We start from the raw sequence: 18018 nt of genomic DNA, 5'->3' as shown, positions 1-18018 counted from the left end.
TCTATAACAATTTTACCAATAACCCGCCATTTTCAACAGGCAGGTTATTGGACTTTTAAAATAAAACTCACAGTTCACATGAAACATCCATTTAAACTCACTCTTTTTACATTTTTCCTACTACAACTCCTATATCCCCAAAGTGGGGAGGTAATGGGTACCTTGATAGATGGTGATTTCCAAGACCCCGTTCCCTTTGCCAACATCATTGTAAAGGGTACTACGGTAGGTACCACCTCCGATTATGACGGGAATTATAAGCTAGCACTAGAGGAAGGCACCTACTCCATAGTATTTTCCTATCTAGGCTATGAAACAGTGGAAGTCTCAGACGTGGTGGTAAACAGTAAGGAACCTACCCAGCTAAACATTACCATGGAATCTTCGGCAGAAGGCCTGGAGGAAGTGATAATATCGGTTAGCATTAAACAAAATACAGAAAGGTCTGTCTTGGGCATCCAAAAAAGGGCAGTGAACCTACTGGACGGAATTTCTTCCGAAACCTTTAAGAAAATGGGAGCTGGCGACGTTGCCAGCGCCATTAAGACGGTTCCCGGAGTATCCGTACAAGGCGGGAAATATGTCTATGTCCGAGGTTTGGGGGACCGATATACTAAATCCATCCTGAACGGAATGGATATTCCAGGCTTGGATCCTGACAGAAATACCATTCAGCTAGATATTTTCCCTACCAATATTATAGACAACCTCTTGGTTCATAAATCGGCCTCCGCCGACTTACCAGCAGATTTTACAGGCGGAATTGTAGATATAGTAACCAAGGACTTCCCCAACAGCAAAGAACATAGCTTTTCCATTGGCGGGAGCTATAACCCGGACATGCATTTTAATAATGACTACCTCAATTACAAGGGTAGCCCTACGGATTTTCTGGGATTTGACAATGGCAGCAGAAGCCTTCCCATCAATGCCCAGCAATACATCCCCAACACCTATGAATACAGCCCCTTGTTAACTGCCATCACCAAAAAATTTAATCCGACACTTTCTGCCATGCGAGAAAAAAGCGGGATGGATTACAGTATGGGCTTTACCACGGGCAACCAATACCATCTTGGAGAGAGTGATAACAGAATAGGCTTTTTTGGCTCAGTTTCTTATAAAAGTAAAACCACCTACTACGAGGGGGCCGAAAATAACTTTTACAGAAGAAATCCGGATCCTTCTATCTTTCAATTAGAAACAGATCGCACCCAAAAAGGGGATTTAGGAAAACACAATGTACTACTTAGCGGTCTTTTGGGCACTTCCTTTAAAACGGAACGCTCCAAGTACAAGCTAAATATGCTCCACATACAAAACGGGGAGTCCTCAGCAGGATACTTCCAACAAAGCTTAAATTTTAGTGACTTCGTAAACTTCTCCAAGGATAACTTGGAATACACCCAGCGGGCCATATCCAACCTACAACTCTCGGGTACACACAATAGCGAGGACGCCACTTGGACTACGGAATGGGCACTGAGCCCTACCCTTTCTAAAATTCAGGACAAGGATATAAGAACCACCTCTTTTAGGGTAGAAGATGGCGTGTATAGCATCCCACAAAACAACCAGCCCAAGCGAATCTGGAGGGACTTGGAAGAGGTGAATACCGTAGCTAAATTGGATTTCACCAAAAAATATATGTTTTTAAATAAGGACGCCAAGTTAAAATTTGGAGCCTATGGCGCTTACAAGAACCGGGATTTCGGTATTCTAAACTTCGAATTGGAGAACAATGGGCAAACCACCCACTTCAATGGTATTGCCGATAATATTTTGCTGGAGGAAAACCTATGGACCGTAGACAATAATAAAGGTACTTACATAGACCCGGACATCTCCATTTCCGAACCCGCAAATACCTACCGCGCCAAGCAGCAGAATATGGCCGCTTATGTCTCTAACGAGTTTAAGATTGGCAACCAATTACGCACCATCCTGGGGATTAGGGTAGAAAATTTCACCACCAGGTACACCGGGGAAGACAACAGGGATCCCAACGACCCTAGAAAGGTAATCTACAACAATGAGAAGATTATAGACAAATTGGACGTTTTCCCAACCGCCAACCTCATCTATGCCCTTAACGAAGCCATCAATTTACGGGGATCTTATGCCCTTTCTACGGCAAGACCCTCTTTTAAAGAGGCTTCCATCGCCAAGATCTACGACCCCTTATCCAACAACACCTTTATAGGCAACATTGACCTGAATCCCACCTATATAGATAATTACGATTTTAGAATTGAATGGTTTGGGGAAAGTGCTGAGATGATGGCATTGAGTAGCTTTTACAAGAAGTTTACAGACCCCATAGAACTAACCTATTTTGAATCGTCTTCCGATAACTTTACTCCCAAAAACCTAGGGGATGCAGAGGTGATAGGCTTAGAATTTGAAGTGCGTAAAAATTTAGGATTTATAACCCCCACCCTTTCAAATTTCAGTTTTAACCTAAACACCTCCATTATCAAGTCGGCCCAAACTTTTGGAGAAAGCGAACGCAATTTACGGGAACTAGGCCTAAGGGAAGGGGAGCGTCTTGGCAAAACCCGTGAGCTGCAAGGACAATCGCCCTTTTTAATTAACGCTGGCTTACATTATAAAGGAGTGGAAAACGGAATAGAAACGGGGCTGAACTACAATGTTCAAGGCAAGACGCTTCAGGTGGTAGGCAACGGTTTTGTTCCAGATGTATACACCATGCCGTTTCATCTCTTAAATTTTAATTTCTCCAAAAAATTTGGGAACAATGGAGAACAGCGCATAAGCTTAAAGGTAGAAAATCTCTTGGATGAGGAATTAATCAGCGAATATGAGTCCTATAAGGCCCAAAACAAAACCTTTTCCAAAAGGAATCCGGGTAGGACGTTCTCCTTGGGGTATAGCATTACATTCTAAATCTAGTAGAACCCAAACCATTGGGGGTATATTGCCGCTAATGTCTCTGCAAAAGTCCTAGGAATAGTTAGAGACCAAGGTAAACCCCTCTTCCATTGACCATACCTTAAATTTAGCCCCAAGCATTACGGTTTATTACCAATGCTTGGGGCTTTTATTATCCAAGACTTCAGAATACCAAAAAAATCAAAACCGCATTAGACGCCTTGTATTGCAAGGAGCAGTCACCTTTATACGCCTCCCAAAACCACAGTAAACAAGAGGGTTATGAGTCATAAAAAGGCTTTAAGGACTAACGTCTTTAGATCTATAACCCTTTGCATTTCATCGATTTTAACGATATCAACAAGCTAGGTGACAACGTTCTGTCTTGAAATTTATTACATTTGTGGTATACACTTTGCTAACAAGTATATATGAAGCAACTTTACTTAATTGTAACATTCTTATTCCTATCCTTTTCCTATGGGCAAGATCCCAAAGGAAACAATGTGGATATAGAAGGCTTCAAAATATACCCCAACCCTGTAACGCAAGGCAGGGTAACCATCAGCACCACCTTAAACGCCCCTAAAAAAATAATGATTTTTGATATTTTTGGTTCTCTGGTCCTAGAAACCACGCTTTTGGGAAAAGAACTAAAATTAGATAATCTGGATTCGGGTGTTTATATGTTAAGGGTAAACGAAAAAAATAAAATTGCCACCCGAAAATTAATTATAAAATAGGTTTAAAGGCTCCCACCTCCCCATAACACCCTCTTTTTTAATCGATAACCCACCAAAATCGATCTGAAAATCACGCTTCATATACAAAATACGTCCGTTTACAACAATCTATCCCTGTGCGCTTGTGATTACCCCTATATTTAAGCTATTGATTCCAAAATCAATGGAAAGCATGAAATTAATCTACACCTTACTACTCAGCATATGCACCATTAGCCTGTCTGCTCAAGAATTAACAGGCCCCGCAAACCTTAGGGAGGAGGCTACCCCAAGCTTTAAGCTATACCCCAACCCCACTTATGATGGGACGGTATATATCTCCACCAAAAACAACCACAGCACCAAGGACATTGTTATCTACGATGTATTTGGCGCCTTGGTACTTCAAGACAAAATTACCTCTAACCGATTAAATGTTTCCAAACTATCCCCAGGAGTCTATGCGCTACAAGTATCGGAAAACAAAAAGGTACGCTCCAGAAAATTAGTAATCAAATAACCTACATCAGCTCTTAATGGCCAATACTTGGCACGGGATTATAAAAACAAGGAACAATCTCTAAAAGCAGGGAAATAAATTGCCCAACTTCTTTACTCCATGTTGTTGTTCTATGCTTATAATAAACATAATTTTGGTTCCCGGCCACTGCTTATATTACTATTTTTGTAACCGTGAATAGCAATAACACCCATACAGATATTTTTAGCATCGGCAATGAGGAGGAGTTTAACGCCTTGGCGTTGCAAACCTTTAGCTCCCAATACCACCACAACAAGGTATACCGAGAATTTTGCCAACATTTAGGAAGGGATGAAGCTAAGGTTACCCGTGTAGAGGACATTCCCTTTCTCCCCATATCTTTCTTTAAATCCCACCAAGTGACTTGTGGCGCCTTTGATCCCGAAATTATTTTCACCAGCAGTGGTACTACGGGAAGCGAAGTAAGCAAGCACCATGTACGCGACCTAGCAGTTTATGAGCAAAGCTATCTATCTGCCTTTGAAGCCTTTTATGGTCCCATTAGCGATTATTGCATCTTGGCCCTGCTCCCCTCTTATTTGGAACGGGAAGGATCATCTTTAATTTACATGGCGGATGATCTGATAAGGAGAAGCACCCATCCAGATAGCGGTTTTTATTTGGACGATTTAGGGAAGCTACGTAAAACACTACTCAAGCTAGAAGACACTAACACCAAAACACTACTCATTGGGGTTTCTTTTGCCCTTTTGGATATGGCTGAAGCCTACCGCCTACAACTCAATAATACGATTGTAATGGAGACTGGCGGAATGAAAGGCCGTAAAAAGGAAATCATCCGCGAAGAGCTCCATCAGCTACTAAAGGCCGGATTTGGGGTTCCCCAGATACATTCCGAATATGGCATGACAGAACTATTATCCCAAGCCTATTCGTTTGGAAATGGCCTCTTTAAATCCCCAAAATGGATGAAAGTGTACACCCGGGAAACGGAAGATCCCCTTTCCTTACAAGCAACTGGTAAGACTGGCGGCATTAACATCATAGACCTGGCCAATGTACATTCCTGTGCTTTTATAGCTACCCAAGATTTGGGGAAAGTATATAAGGACGGTAGTTTTGAAATTTTAGGACGCTTTGACCATTCGGACGTCCGGGGCTGTAACCTAATGGTTTTATAATCCCAAAATCTTGGCATCCACAAAAAATATGGAAGCAATTTCTATCTCGTGATCCGATTTCAGCAACTCGTCCGTAACCGTATTCACTCTTAAGGAGTAGCTATCTTTTTTAATATACTCCTTTAGGTCGTCATCTGAAACCTCTAGCTCTAGCACCCCACCTACTGTTGCCGATACTTCATCGTTCCAAGCGATTTTTATTTCGGGAAGATCTTCGGCAGACATATATACGGTAATGGACTCTAAAAAGCTAAAATCCTCTCCTTCTGGGGAGACTATGCTCAAGGTTAGTTTGCGCAATACAATTTCTTCAATAAGGTCTTTCCTAGTATCATTTACGGCAAATTCGGAAGAGGAGTTGGTTTCAGTTTTGGGCGTAAAGACATCAAAAGGCAAATCCATCCCTGCAGAGGCGGGTATTACCACTCGTTGTTTATAATCCATCTCAAACTTGGTGAGTTCATCTAACTTATCGCACCCTCCTAAACCCAGCATCACTGCCAAAATCAATATATACTTCTTCATAAAATATCTAAACTTTCTATTTAATTAAACGAACGCAAAGATTCATAGAGTATTCTCTAACCTCCAATCCCGCGAATAAAAAAACAACCCTTACAAATAAAAAGCCCCGAGATTAAAGCTTCGGGGCGTACCTAAGATGCTGTTTATTTTACTACTAAGACAAAATAATTTTTCTTGCCTCGTTGCAACAAAACAAACTTATTATTGATAAGGTCTTCTGCAGTAATACTATAATCTTCCTTCACTTTTTCCTTGTTTACGGAAATGGAATTTTGTTTTAATTCCCTTCTAGCTTCTCCATTGGAAGCCAAAAAGTTGGTCTTGGCAGCTAGTGCACCAATCATATCCAAACCATTTTCTACCTCCTCCATAGGCACCTCAGCTTGGGGAACCCCATCGAAAACCTCTAAAAACGTCTTTTCATCCAGTTCTTTCAGATCTTCGGAGGTAGATTTTCCAAATAGGATATTACTGGCCTGCTTTGCCTTGTCTAGATCTTCCTGAGAGTGTACCATCACGGTAATCTCATCGGCCAATCGCTTTTGCAGTACTCTTAAGTGTGGTGCTTCCTTGTGCGAATTCACCAACTCATCTACTTCTTCCTTATTTAAGAAGGTAAATATCTTAATGTATTTCTCTGCATCCTCGTCGGAGGTGTTTAACCAATATTGGTAGAATTTATAGGGAGATGTTCTTTCGGCATCCAACCAAATATTACCGCCTTCAGATTTTCCAAATTTGGTTCCATCTGCCTTAGTAATTAAAGGACAGGTAAGGGCATATCCCTTACTACCATCAATTCTTCTAATAAGCTCGGTTCCCGTGGTAATATTTCCCCATTGGTCGCTACCTCCCATTTGCAACGTACAATTATGGGTTCTGTACAGATGTAGAAAATCGTATCCTTGCACCAACTGATAGGTAAACTCTGTAAAGGACAATCCTTCACTGGCTTCTGCCGATAATCGTTTTTTAACCGAATCTTTGGCCATCATATAATTTACGGTGATATGCTTACCCACATCACGGATAAATTCCAAAAAGGAAAATTCCTTCATCCAATCGTAATTATTAACCAAGATGGCGCTATTATCCTTTCCGCTATTAAAATCCAAAAAACGGGATAATTGCTCCTTTATCCCTGCTTGGTTACGTGCCAAGGTAGCTTCATCCAATAAATTACGTTCGTTAGATTTACCGGAAGGATCACCGATCATTCCTGTGGCACCACCGATCAAAGCATAGGGCTTATGGCCGGCTAATTGAAAATGCTTCAGCATCATTACGCCTACCAAATGTCCAATATGAAGCGAGTCTGCCGTAGGATCTATCCCTACATAGGCAGATTGCATCCCACTTAACAAATGCTCCTCGGTCCCGGGCATTACATCGTGCAACATCCCCCTCCAAGTTAATTCTTCTATAAAATTTGAAGTCATGCTTTTAGTTTACAATTTTTACAATTCCCGCAAAGATAAAGCAAATAGCTAGCTTTTTTCCTGCAAAATAGGGTTTTAAGTATTTATTAATATCAAGTTCTCAAAAAACTGAAAACTGTATGAACAACGAAAAATGGAAGCCTTAAGGAAATTTTAGATTTATCAATGCAAATGAGTAATTTTGAGCCATGATCTTAGTTACAGGAGGTACAGGTTTGGTAGGAGCACATTTACTCCTACGTTTATTGCAAACGGGCAATCAGGTAAGGGCCATACATAGGGAAACCAGCAATCTAAAACAGGTGAAAAAAGTCTTTGGCTACTATAGCAATGAGGCCGATTACTTGTTCAATAAAATTGATTGGGTACCGGCAGACCTTATGGATCTCCCAGCACTGGACCATGCCTTTAAGGATATTACACATGTGTACCATTGCGCCGCCCTGATTTCTTTTGATCCTGAGGATTACGAGCTTTTAAGAACGGTAAACATTGAGGGTACCAAAAACATCGTAAACTTGTGCATTGCGCACGGGATAAAAAAGTTATGCTATGCAAGTTCCATAGCGACCATTGGAAGAACCTTAGACGGGAAGCCCGCCACGGAGGAAACCGACTGGACCAACCACCGCGCCAATGTATATGCCCTCACTAAGATGGATGCCGAACTGGAGGTATGGAGAGGAACACAGGAGGGGGTACCATCCGTAATCGTAAATCCAGGGGTAATCATTGGCCCAGGGTTTTGGAAATCTGGCAGCGGACTCCTTTTTCAAAATGCCTATAAAGCAAGGAAATTTTACCCACCAGGGGGCACAGCCTTTGTTGCCGTAGAAGATGTGGTTACTTTAATGGTTCAAATGATGGATTCCTCCATCGAAAACGAACGATTTATTGCGATTGCCGAAAACTTAAGTTATAAGGAGATATTAGAGCGACTCACCAAAGCGTTAAACAAACCAAGTCCCACCATTCAACTTAAATTTTGGCAGTTGGAAATTTTGTGGCGATTAGACAAGGTGGCTTCACTACTAACCAGAAGCAGGAGAAGACTCTCCAAAAACTCGGTTCGTTCGTTAAGGAAGGTGCAACAATTCAGCAACAGCAAATCCAAGGAGCAACTAGGACATACCTACCTAGCTTTGGAAGATAGCATCCACTTTTCCTGCAAAAAATTTATGGAAGATCATCCTTAGCGACTTCGGGCTTCGCTTTTTTTAAATCTTTGGATTTTTGGGCAGCTTCCTCGGCAGCAGCCTGCTTTTGGGCATTCATAACTTCCTCTTGATTTTCTAGCTTTTCCTTTACCGCGGTATAAATTGCCTCATAGGTCGCGGGAATTGAAGCGTAGTACGTATCGCTGTCTACCAATTGAAGGCTATCTATGGCATATTTATTATAAATATACTTCATTGGCTCTATCTCGTATTCGTTTAAGACATTCTGATTGATAGCACGCCCCGCGTTCAACAAAGAAATATCGTATAAAACAGCTACCATCTTATCCTGGGGAATAAGATTATCCGGTTTTTTTACAACTTCCTCGTTACAGGAAACCAACATTATGAGAAGAATAAGAGGTAGAATATATTTTACCATAACTATCTATTAAAGGTTAGCCTCATGGCATTTCTTTCGTCCGAGAATCGGCCATTTTCGTATGCCAAATGCCCATTTACAAAGGTATGGCTTATTTTGGACTGGAAAGCATCTCCCTGAAAGGGCGACCAACCGCACTTATAGGCAATATTCTCTTGGGTTACCTTCCACGGACTGTTAAGATCCACTACCACCAAATCTGCAAAATACCCTTCCCTAATAAACCCACGTTTCTCTATCTGAAACAGTTTTGCAGGGTTATGGCACATTTTTTCCACTATTTTTTCCAAGCTTATTTTCCCCGAATGGTAACTCTCCAACATGGCAGGCAGTGCGTGCTGTACCAAAGGCCCTCCAGACGGAGCCGAGGTATACAAATTGTTTTTCTCCTCTAGGGTATGTGGCGCGTGATCAGTAGCAACCACATCTATCCGATCGTCTAGCAGGGCCTCCCATAATTGGTCCCTATCGGCAGCGGTTTTCACTGCAGGATTCCACTTAATATGAGTCCCTTTGGTTTCATAATCCTCTTCGGAAAACCAAAGGTGATGGATACAGACCTCAGCGGTAATTTTCTTTTGCTCCAAGGGAATATCATTCCTAAAAAGGCTTGTTTCCTTTCCTGTAGACACATGAAAAACATGGAGACGCGCTCCTGTTTTTTCTGCTAGGGCAATTGCCTTGGAGGAAGACAGGTAACAGGCTTCCTCACTCCGTATAAGAGGATGGTATTTCATGGGAATGTCATCCCCATAGCGTTCGGTGTAGAGCGCCATATTTCTCCGTATGGTAGCCTCGTCCTCACAATGGGCCGAGATCACCAGCTCGGTATTCCTAAATATTTTTTCAATGATTTCCTCGTTGTCTACCAACATATTTCCCGTAGAGGACCCCAAGAATAGTTTTACCCCAGAACAGGCGTTCTTATCTAATCGCTTTAGCTCCTCCAAATTGTCATTAGTCCCTCCAAACAAAAAAGAATAATTAGCAAATGCCGATTGTTGGGCAATATCAAATTTCTCCTCTAATTTGGCAATGGTAGTGGTCTGCGGATTGGTATTGGGCTGCTCCATAAAGGTAGTAATACCTCCAGCTACCGCGGCCCTACTCTCCGTAGCAATATTCCCTTTATGGGTAAGTCCGGGCTCTCTAAAGTGAACCTGATCGTCTATGATTCCTGGCAAAACATACTTCCCTTCCAAATTAATTTCCTTGGCTCCCGCTTCGGTGATGTGATCATCAATTCTTTGAATGGTCTTTCCGTCTAGTAGAATATCCTTGGTTACGATTTGCCCCTCATTAACCAGGGTAGCATTCTTTAGTATTGTTTTGCCCATATTAAAATTTATTTTTTTGAAACAAGCTTCTTATTTTCATCTGAAGAACCCCAAACACCGCTTCCCCGACTATGGAAGTACTCATCTTAGATTTTCCACGGATACGATCTGTAAAAACTATAGGTACTTCTACAAGCTTATAGTTTAGCAGGTGGGCCCTGAATTTCATCTCTATTTGAAATGCGTATCCTATAAATTTAACGGAATCCAACCTAATGGATTCGAGCACCTCTCTTTTATAACATACGAAGCCCGCTGTGGGGTCGTGTACCCTCATCCCAGTTATCAATTTTACATAAAAAGAGGCTCCATAAGATAAAAGAATTCGGTGCAAAGGCCAATTTACCACATTAATTCCCTTTTTATATCGGGAACCAATGGCCACATCGGCCCCATTTAAACAAGCTTGGTACAAATTTATCAAATCACTGGGAGCATGCGAAAAATCGGCATCCATTTCAAAAATATAGTCATATCCCCTTTCAATGGCCCATTTAAAGCCATGGATATATGCAGTTCCCAGTCCAAATTTCTCTTGCCTAACCTCCAAAAAAAGTCTATCCTCATACTTTCTCTGTAAAGTCCGAACCACCGCTGCGGTCCCATCCGGGGAGTTGTCATCTACCACTAGAATACTAAACTCCTTCTCTAATGCAAAGACCGCCTCAATAATAAGCTCAATGTTCTCAATTTCATTGAAGGTCGGTATAATGACCAAACTATCCGTCATCTGGGTATTTCCTTTTTTAGCAAAAATAGTATTTTATAATCCGTAGGGAAGCATTGCACCTTATTTATGATATTTTTAAATTCAAGGGTCTTTGTATAATTTGTAGTTTTGTTAAGGAAATTGTATCGAATGCTGCAAAAAACACCCAAAATTCTACTGTTTTTCATAGCGTTTACCTTTGTATTGAATTTGATACAGAGCAGTTTAACGGAGCTATTGTTAGATGAGGCCTATTACTGGTATTATGCTCAAAATTTAGCTTGGGGTTATTTTGACCACCCTCCCATGGTGGCCTGGATGATTGCCCTTGGAAGTTCCCTTTGTGAAGGGGAATTGGGGGTTAGACTCCTAAGCTGCGTCTTATATGCCCTGAACCTATTATTTATATGGTGGCTGATAGATCATCCAAAAAAAGATAGGTTTACCCTACATTATTGCGTGCTTGTTTTTGCAGTTACCCTAATGCATGCTTATGGCTTTCTAACCCTCCCAGATACGCCCTTACTATTTTTCACCACCTTATTTCTACTGGCCTATAAGCGATTTATTACCAACAATACCCTTTTAAATACCGTATTTCTAGGTCTTGTAATGGCCGCCATGATGTATAGTAAATACCATGGCTTCTTGGTAATTATATTTGTACTGCTGTCTAACATAAAATTGGTCTTCAACAGAAATTCTTGGTTATCCGTAGTGATCTCCCTTATTTGCTACCTTCCTCATTTTCTGTGGTTGGTGCAAAACGATTTTATTAGCCTTGGCTATCATCTCTCGGACAGACCGAACAGTCCTTACAAATTTGCGGACTTCACCTTGGGCTATATCGTAAACCTAATGGCACTTTTTGGGCTGCTTTTCCCTTGGGTATATTATGCACTCGCAACCACCAAAATTGGGGACCGATTTAACCGCGCCTTGGTGTTTTTAACTTACGGATTTATAGGTTTCTTTTTTATCAGCAGCTTTAGTAGAAAGGTACAAGCGCAATGGATGATTGCTATAAGCATCCCTTTAATCATCATTACTTTCAATTATTTAGCGGAGCACGCCAAGGCAAGGTTTTGGATACTGCGCTTAGGCTTGGCTAATGTGGTCATCTTACTGTTCTTAAGAGTGTGGCTGATTACTGGTTCCGTGCTCCCCATTTCCTTTGAAACCCATTACAACAAGGCTTGGACAAGTTATATCCATGATGCGGTAGGCGATATGCCCGTAGTGTTCGAGAATTCTTATGGAAATGCTGCTGTCTACGCCTTTTATACGGGAGCCACCTCCTATTCCCTTAACAATACCCAATACCGACTAAATCAATACTCCTTGGACAATTCTGAGGAAGCAGTACAAGATAAACGGGTACTGTATGTCTCTAGGTACTTAAATAAAGGTGATCTAGAATTTATCGGTGCCAAGGGGGAAGCATATCGGGGCAAGTACCTAGATAGTTTTGAATCTTTCCGCAAGCTACAGTGCATCATCCCACAAGAAGAACAACCTATAAAGCCTGAGCAGGAAATAAGCCTGAAGGTTTACAATCCATATAGTGAGGATATCGATTTTAATAAACTTAAATTTGGGGTCACCTTTTTAAACAAATACAAACGGGTTATAGAAACCCAATTCGTTAAAGTTATGCCCACAGACCCCCAGGCGTTATATGTACAAAAAAAAGACACCACCACTTTTAGACTAAGCATTCCCAAGCCTAAGACGGATAAAGCTGCTTACCTTAGAATGGGAATATCTGAAAACGGTTTATATTTGGGGTATAACGGCAAAAACATATCGCTAAAATAATGGAAGCCATACTAAGAAACCCACCTCCTGCCGACTGGATAAGTCTTATCCTCTTTTTTAGCATTCTACTGCTGGTTCTTGCAAAGAGTTTATTCTATAGTAGGTTCCTAAACTTCATTATACTACCCTTTAACAATAAGTACATCTTAATGTACAATAAAAAGAATAGGATATTTAATTGGTTCAACATACTCCTCTCCGCTTTTCAGATACTTAATTTATCCCTTTTTCTATTTTTTATCAGAGAAATATTCTTTAATCCCACGGAAGAATCGGCCTTGCAAACCTTTGGTAGCATCCTGCTCACCCTTACCCTTCTTTGGGTAGTGAAACTATACTTTCAACTTGGCAATGGTTTTCTCTTTAATTCCGAAAAGTCGATTTCAGAAATAGTTTACAAAAAGCTTACCTATTTTAATTATAGCGGCATGGTAATGCTTTTAACCAATATTATGCTAAACTTCGTATACCCAGGATCTAGACCGGTGATTGCAACGAGCGCCCTGTTGATTTTACTTATAAATATTGTAGGATGGTACACCACTTTAAAAAATCATCAAAAATTCATTGCCAATAACTTTGTTTATTTTATTTTGTATATTTGCGCTCTAGAAGTAGCTCCGTTAATTTTAATTGGTACTTACTTGTTAGACCGCAGCTTATGAAAGTAAAAACAATATTGGTTTCGCAGCCAGAACCCAAGAAGGAAAACTCCCCTTACTCTAGGCTTATAGATAAGGAAAAAGTAAAGGTAGACTTTAGACCGTTTATACATGTAGAAGGAGTAAATGCTAAAATGGTAAGGCAGCAAAAGATTGATTTAAATAATTTTACTGCGATTATTCTTACCAGCAGAAATGCTGTTGACCATTTTTTTAGGATTGCCGATGAGATGAGGTTTAAGGTGCCGGACTCTATGAAGTATTTCTGTCAGTCCGAGGCTGTTGCCTACTATCTTCAAAAATATGTCGTATACAGGAAGCGTAAAATTTATGTTGGAAAAATGAATTTCCTAGATCTCAGTCCTTTACTTAAGAAGTATAAGGACGAGAAATTTCTTTTACCCTCCTCTGACGTATTAAAACCAATTGTACCGGAAACTTTGGATAGTTTAGGAATAGATTGGACTAGAGGTATTTTTTACAAAACGGTAATCAGCGATCTTTCAGATCTTAGAAATGTATACTATGATGTATTGGTTTTCTTTAGCCCATCTGGTATAGAATCTCTTTTAAAGAACTTCCCGGATTTTGAACAGAACAATACTAGAATTGCCGTGTTTGGCAACTCTACTGTGAAAGCTGCCACCGAAGCAGGTTTAAGGATAGATATTAAAGCACCTACTCCCGAAACCCCGTCCATGACCATGGCGCTTCAAAAGTATATTTCTACAGCAAACAAAAAGCAATCCTAATTTCCCATCACTGGGAATTTTAGAAACAACTACTTAATAAAAATAAAAACCCGAGGGAAACCTCGGGTTTTTTGTATTAGAAAGAGTACCGTTGTGGCCCTCCCCGTCTTATTTCCTCATTGGCATAGGCCTCAAACTTTTTAAAGTTTTCCCTAAAGGCATTGGTCAATTTAAAAGCTGTTTTATAATAGGCCTCATCATTGTTCCAGGTTGCCCGAGGACTAAGGACACTGCTAGGCACTCCTGGACATTCCCTAGGCTGCGCCACTCCAAATACGGAATGGATATGGTACTTGTCATAACTGTACAACCCCAAATCCCCATTTAGTACCGCACGGATCATTGCCCTGGTATATTTTAGCTTCATACGGGTTCCAACTCCATAAGGCCCTCCGGTCCATCCTGTATTTACCAGCCATACATTAACTCCCGCTTCTTTCATTTTAGCGCTAAGCATCTCGGCATATTTTGTAGGATGCAAGGGCATAAAGGGCGCTCCAAAACAAGCTGAAAAATTGGGCACAGGCTCTACCACTCCCGCTTCGGTACCCGCTACTTTGGCAGTATATCCAGAAATGAAATGATAGGCAGCCTGACTCGGGGTCAGTTTAGAAATTGGAGGCAGCACCCCAAAAGCATCGGCCGTTAAGAAAAAAATATTCTTGGGGTTTTTACCAATGGAAGGCACCTGTATATTATCAATATTATAAATAGGATAGCTTACCCTAGTGTTTTGCGTTATGGAAACATCCTCATAATCTACCACCCCATTGGCATCCAGGATAACATTTTCTAAAAGCGCTCCTTTTTTAATGGCCCCAAAGATCTCCGGTTCGTTTTCCTGGCAGAGATTAATGGCCTTTGCATAACATCCACCTTCAAAATTAAACACGGTATTCTCTTTGGTCCAACCATGTTCATCATCCCCAATCAATTTCCTTTCCGGATCAGCAGATAAAGTAGTCTTTCCCGTCCCGGAAAGGCCAAAGAAAATAGCCGTATCCCCATCGTCTCCCACGTTTGCGGAGCAGTGCATAGGAAGGCAGTCTTTGTAGACAGGTAAAATGAAGTTTAGAGCAGAGAAAATCCCCTTCTTTATTTCCCCTGTATAGCCAGTTCCGCCGATAAGGGCAATTTTTCTGGTAAAATTTAAGATCGCAAAATTGTGTTGCCTAGTCCCATCCACCTCACTATTTGCCATAAACCCAGGAGCGTTGATTACCGTCCATTCGGCTTCAAAACCCACCAATTCATCCTTGGTCGGTCTTATAAACATATTATAGGCGAACATATTAGACCAAGGATACTCATTAATCACCCTAATATTCATTCTATAATCATCGTCTGCACAGGCAAAACAATCCCTTACAAAGATTTCTTTGGTGTCTAGGTATGTTATCACCTTGTTGTAAAGCGCATCAAATTTATCGCTTTCAAATGGGATATTCACATTTCCCCACCACACCTTATCTTCGGTAATAGAATCCCTTACGATAAACCTATCCTGGGGAGATCTACCGGTAAACTCGCCCGTATTTACCGCTAGGGCGCCAGTAGAAGAGGTTACCCCCATTCCCTTTTCCACGGTTATCCGATGTAATTCTGATGGAGGCAATTGATAATGGATACTACAGTTTTTTAAACCATACTCTTTTAACGAAATCGATTTCGTAGTTGAAGCCATAATAACTGGGTTTTAATTAGCTATAATAAAGTATAAATTATGTATTAATTATTAGGTATAGATTGCTGTGTTTTTTTCAGAATTCCCACTCCCAAGAGTACCCAACCTACCAAGATCAGTAGGCCCCCAAAAGGGGTAACCAATGCTATCCGCGTAAAATCGAAACCGCTTAGCTCATTGAGTGCCAACAGGTATATGGAGAAAGAAAAGCATATAATCCCTAAAATAATAAAATATGAGATTGTTTTTTTCTGTTTTTCTGAAATAGGTTTTAATCCACTTAAAATCATTAGAAAAAAGGCATGATACATTTGGTATTGAACCCCGGTCTCGAAAGACTCTACCGCCTTGGGCCCCACGATGTTACCCAATCCATGGGCCCCAAAGGCACCAAGCAATACGGCCGTGGCACCGAAAATTACGCCAGCTCCCAAAATTGTTTTGTTCATAACTTGTGCTCTCTTATTTTTTACAAATATAACATTTTGATACCTTAGTATCTGTCTAATCAGAACATAAAACTACACATGTTGCGAAAAATAGTGATCCTTGGCGCTGGAAAATCTACCTCCTACCTACTAGATTATTTAATAGCTAAATCGGAAGAGGAAAAGCTTCACCTTACCATTTGCGATTTAAATCCGGAAGGGTTACCGGACAATGTAAAAAATCATAAGGCCGTCAACACTTTAAAGTTAGACATCTTTGATGCTACGGAAAGGAGCAACACTATTAAAAACTGCGACCTCGTTATCTCCATGTTGCCCGCACGTCTACATATTATTGTGGCTAAAGATTGTTTAACGCATAGAAAACACCTAGTCACCGCCTCGTATGTTAGCGATGAGGTGCAAGCCTTGGACGCACAGGTTAAAGAGCGGGGACTGGTATTTATGAATGAAATAGGGGTAGACCCCGGAATAGATCACATGAGCGCCATGCAGGCTATAGACAAAATAAGGTGCAGGGGCGGCAAAATATTATTATTCGAATCATTTACTGGTGGACTTGTAGCACCTGAGAGCGACAACAACCTGTGGAATTATAAATTTACCTGGAACCCCAGAAACGTTGTTTTAGCTGGGCAAGGGGGTGCCGCAAAATTTTTGCAGGAGGGCACCTATAAATACATTCCCTATCACAAATTATTTAGGCGAACGGAATTTATGGATATAGAGGGATACGGGAAGTTTGAGGCCTACGCCAATAGGGACTCCCTAAAATACAGGGGAACGTACGGCTTAGACGATGTTCTTACCCTATACAGAGGAACCATGAGAAGGGTGGGATTTTCCAAGGCCTGGAACATGTTTGTACAAATGGGCATGACCGATGATAGTTATACCATAAAAAACTCGGAAGGGATGTCTTATAGGGAATTTGTTAACCTATTCCTCTCCTACTCCCCAACCGATAGCGTAGAACTAAAGATGCGACACTATTTAAAAATAGATCAGGACGACATTATGTGGGAGAAGCTCCTAGAGCTCAACTTATTTGATGATGAAAAAAAGATTACCCTAAAAAATGCCACTCCTGCCCAAATCCTTCAACAAATTTTAGAGGAAAGCTGGACCCTAGGAGAGCAAGACAAGGACATGATTGTGATGTACCATAAGTTTGGCTACCTGCTTAACGGAAAGAAAGAGCAAATAGACACCAACATGGTGGTTTTAGGGGAAGACAGAGTACATACCGCCATGGCCAAGACCGTGGGATTACCTGTAGCCATTGCCGCCCTGTTTATCCTGAACAAAAAAATTACCATTCCAGGGGTACAGATACCTATAGCTAAGGAGGTGTACGAGCCAATTTTAAAAGAACTGGAGCATTATGGGATTCAGTTTAAGGAGCAGAAGGTTCCTTATCTTGGCTATAATCCTCATCTATAAAACAGCTTGCACTAGCAAAGTCATTTACAAAATTCAATAGGTTCCTGTTTTAGCTGAACGATACTTTAGCACTGCATGGATGGGTACATCCGTTCTGAAATAAATGCACCCAGATATACACCATCCGGGGTGTTACAAACTGAAAGGATTTTTAATACCTTTATCCTGAATCATGAAGGCTACCAATGAAATCACCTAACGAAAGTGTTAAAATAGACGGAATAGACAAAGAGATTCTAAGATTCCTAATGGAGGATGCTAGGAAGCCCATATTGGAAATAGCCAGGAAGATTGGTATTTCTGG

17 protein-coding genes are annotated in these 18018 nt (G+C 41.0%); 10 read left to right on the top strand and 7 right to left on the bottom strand.

All coding sequences use genetic code 11. The features are described from left to right. The first annotated feature begins 78 nt into the window (after positions 1-78). The 4 genes from F1E73_RS06185 to F1E73_RS06170 all read left to right on the top strand — a co-directional run bounded on the left by F1E73_RS06185 (position 79) and on the right by F1E73_RS06170 (position 5297). Positions 79-2907, top strand: coding sequence for a TonB-dependent receptor (locus F1E73_RS06185; RefSeq protein ID WP_150451432.1), 2829 nt, complete (start codon positions 79-81; stop codon positions 2905-2907). 416 nt (positions 2908-3323) lie between these two features. After that, complete coding sequence (locus F1E73_RS06180) at positions 3324-3635, top strand: T9SS type A sorting domain-containing protein (RefSeq protein WP_086475867.1); 312 nt, start codon at positions 3324-3326, stop codon at positions 3633-3635. A gap of 172 nt (positions 3636-3807) precedes the next feature. Further along, positions 3808-4134, top strand: a complete 327-nt coding sequence (locus tag F1E73_RS06175; protein ID WP_086476020.1) for a T9SS type A sorting domain-containing protein — start codon at positions 3808-3810, stop codon at positions 4132-4134. A gap of 173 nt (positions 4135-4307) precedes the next feature. Beyond that, positions 4308-5297: a LuxE/PaaK family acyltransferase gene (locus F1E73_RS06170; protein WP_086475866.1), complete on the top strand. Its 990-nt coding sequence runs from the start codon at positions 4308-4310 to the stop codon at positions 5295-5297. Here F1E73_RS06170 and F1E73_RS06165 read toward each other — a convergent pair. Beyond that, positions 5292-5822 carry a hypothetical protein gene (locus tag F1E73_RS06165; protein WP_150451431.1) on the bottom strand — a complete coding sequence of 177 codons (531 nt, stop codon included), beginning with the start codon at positions 5820-5822 and terminating at the stop codon, positions 5292-5294. The genes F1E73_RS06170 and F1E73_RS06165 overlap by 6 nt on opposite strands. A gap of 143 nt (positions 5823-5965) precedes the next feature. Beyond that, positions 5966-7261, bottom strand: coding sequence for a tyrosine--tRNA ligase (gene tyrS / locus F1E73_RS06160; protein ID WP_150451430.1), 1296 nt, complete (start codon positions 7259-7261; stop codon positions 5966-5968). A 188-nt stretch (positions 7262-7449) separates the two neighbouring features. Here tyrS and F1E73_RS06155 point away from each other — a divergent pair, with 188 nt between their 5' ends. Continuing rightward, positions 7450-8457, top strand: a complete 1008-nt coding sequence (locus tag F1E73_RS06155; RefSeq protein WP_150451429.1) for an NAD-dependent epimerase/dehydratase family protein — start codon at positions 7450-7452, stop codon at positions 8455-8457. Here the strand turns inward: F1E73_RS06155 and F1E73_RS06150 are convergent. Genes F1E73_RS06150 through F1E73_RS06140 form a run of 3 tightly spaced genes read right to left on the bottom strand, consistent with a single transcriptional unit; the run spans position 8438 to position 10927 of the window. Then, positions 8438-8860: a DUF4296 domain-containing protein gene (locus tag F1E73_RS06150; protein ID WP_086475862.1), complete on the bottom strand. Its 423-nt coding sequence runs from the start codon at positions 8858-8860 to the stop codon at positions 8438-8440. The genes F1E73_RS06155 and F1E73_RS06150 overlap by 20 nt on opposite strands. Positions 8861-8862: 2 nt before the next feature. Further along, the gene (locus F1E73_RS06145; RefSeq protein WP_150451428.1) at positions 8863-10197 is read right to left on the bottom strand and encodes a dihydroorotase; all 1335 of its coding nucleotides are present in this window, start codon (positions 10195-10197) and stop codon (positions 8863-8865) included. A 1-nt stretch (position 10198) separates the two neighbouring features. Continuing rightward, positions 10199-10927, bottom strand: coding sequence for a polyprenol monophosphomannose synthase (locus F1E73_RS06140; protein ID WP_150451427.1), 729 nt, complete (start codon positions 10925-10927; stop codon positions 10199-10201). A gap of 129 nt (positions 10928-11056) precedes the next feature. Between F1E73_RS06140 and F1E73_RS06135 the strand changes: the two genes are divergently transcribed. Genes F1E73_RS06135 through F1E73_RS06125 form a run of 3 tightly spaced genes read left to right on the top strand, consistent with a single transcriptional unit; the run spans position 11057 to position 14138 of the window. Beyond that, entirely contained in the window at positions 11057-12724 is a 1668-nt protein-coding gene (locus F1E73_RS06135) for an ArnT family glycosyltransferase (RefSeq protein ID WP_150451426.1), read from the top strand. After that, positions 12724-13389, top strand: coding sequence for a DUF4271 domain-containing protein (locus F1E73_RS06130; RefSeq protein WP_150451425.1), 666 nt, complete (start codon positions 12724-12726; stop codon positions 13387-13389). The genes F1E73_RS06135 and F1E73_RS06130 overlap by 1 nt, the downstream gene beginning before the upstream one ends. Next, positions 13386-14138 carry a uroporphyrinogen-III synthase gene (locus tag F1E73_RS06125; protein WP_150451424.1) on the top strand — a complete coding sequence of 251 codons (753 nt, stop codon included), beginning with the start codon at positions 13386-13388 and terminating at the stop codon, positions 14136-14138. Before F1E73_RS06130 ends, F1E73_RS06125 begins: the two co-directional genes overlap by 4 nt. Before the next feature lie 76 nt (positions 14139-14214). Here the strand turns inward: F1E73_RS06125 and pckA are convergent, their stop codons facing one another. Together pckA and F1E73_RS06115 are read right to left on the bottom strand one after the other, a co-directional pair. Further along, positions 14215-15822, bottom strand: coding sequence for a phosphoenolpyruvate carboxykinase (ATP) (gene pckA / locus F1E73_RS06120; RefSeq protein ID WP_150451423.1), 1608 nt, complete (start codon positions 15820-15822; stop codon positions 14215-14217). Between the two features lie 44 nt (positions 15823-15866). Then, positions 15867-16271, bottom strand: a complete 405-nt coding sequence (locus F1E73_RS06115; RefSeq protein WP_150451422.1) for a DUF423 domain-containing protein — start codon at positions 16269-16271, stop codon at positions 15867-15869. A gap of 78 nt (positions 16272-16349) precedes the next feature. On the opposite strand from F1E73_RS06115, the gene F1E73_RS06110 reads away from it, so the two are divergent. Beyond that, positions 16350-17714: a saccharopine dehydrogenase family protein gene (locus F1E73_RS06110; RefSeq protein ID WP_150451421.1), complete on the top strand. Its 1365-nt coding sequence runs from the start codon at positions 16350-16352 to the stop codon at positions 17712-17714. Positions 17715-17899: 185 nt separating this feature from the next. Further along, a partial coding sequence (locus F1E73_RS06105; RefSeq protein ID WP_150451420.1) for an AsnC family protein occupies positions 17900-18018 on the top strand: 119 nt, incomplete at its 3' end.

It is taken from the genome of Arenibacter lacus, from assembly GCF_008711145.1.
Lineage (GTDB): Bacteria > Bacteroidota > Bacteroidia > Flavobacteriales > Flavobacteriaceae > Arenibacter > Arenibacter amylolyticus.
The sequence above is the reverse complement of the archived record's forward strand: the minus strand, read 5'-3'. Positions and strand labels throughout refer to the sequence as shown.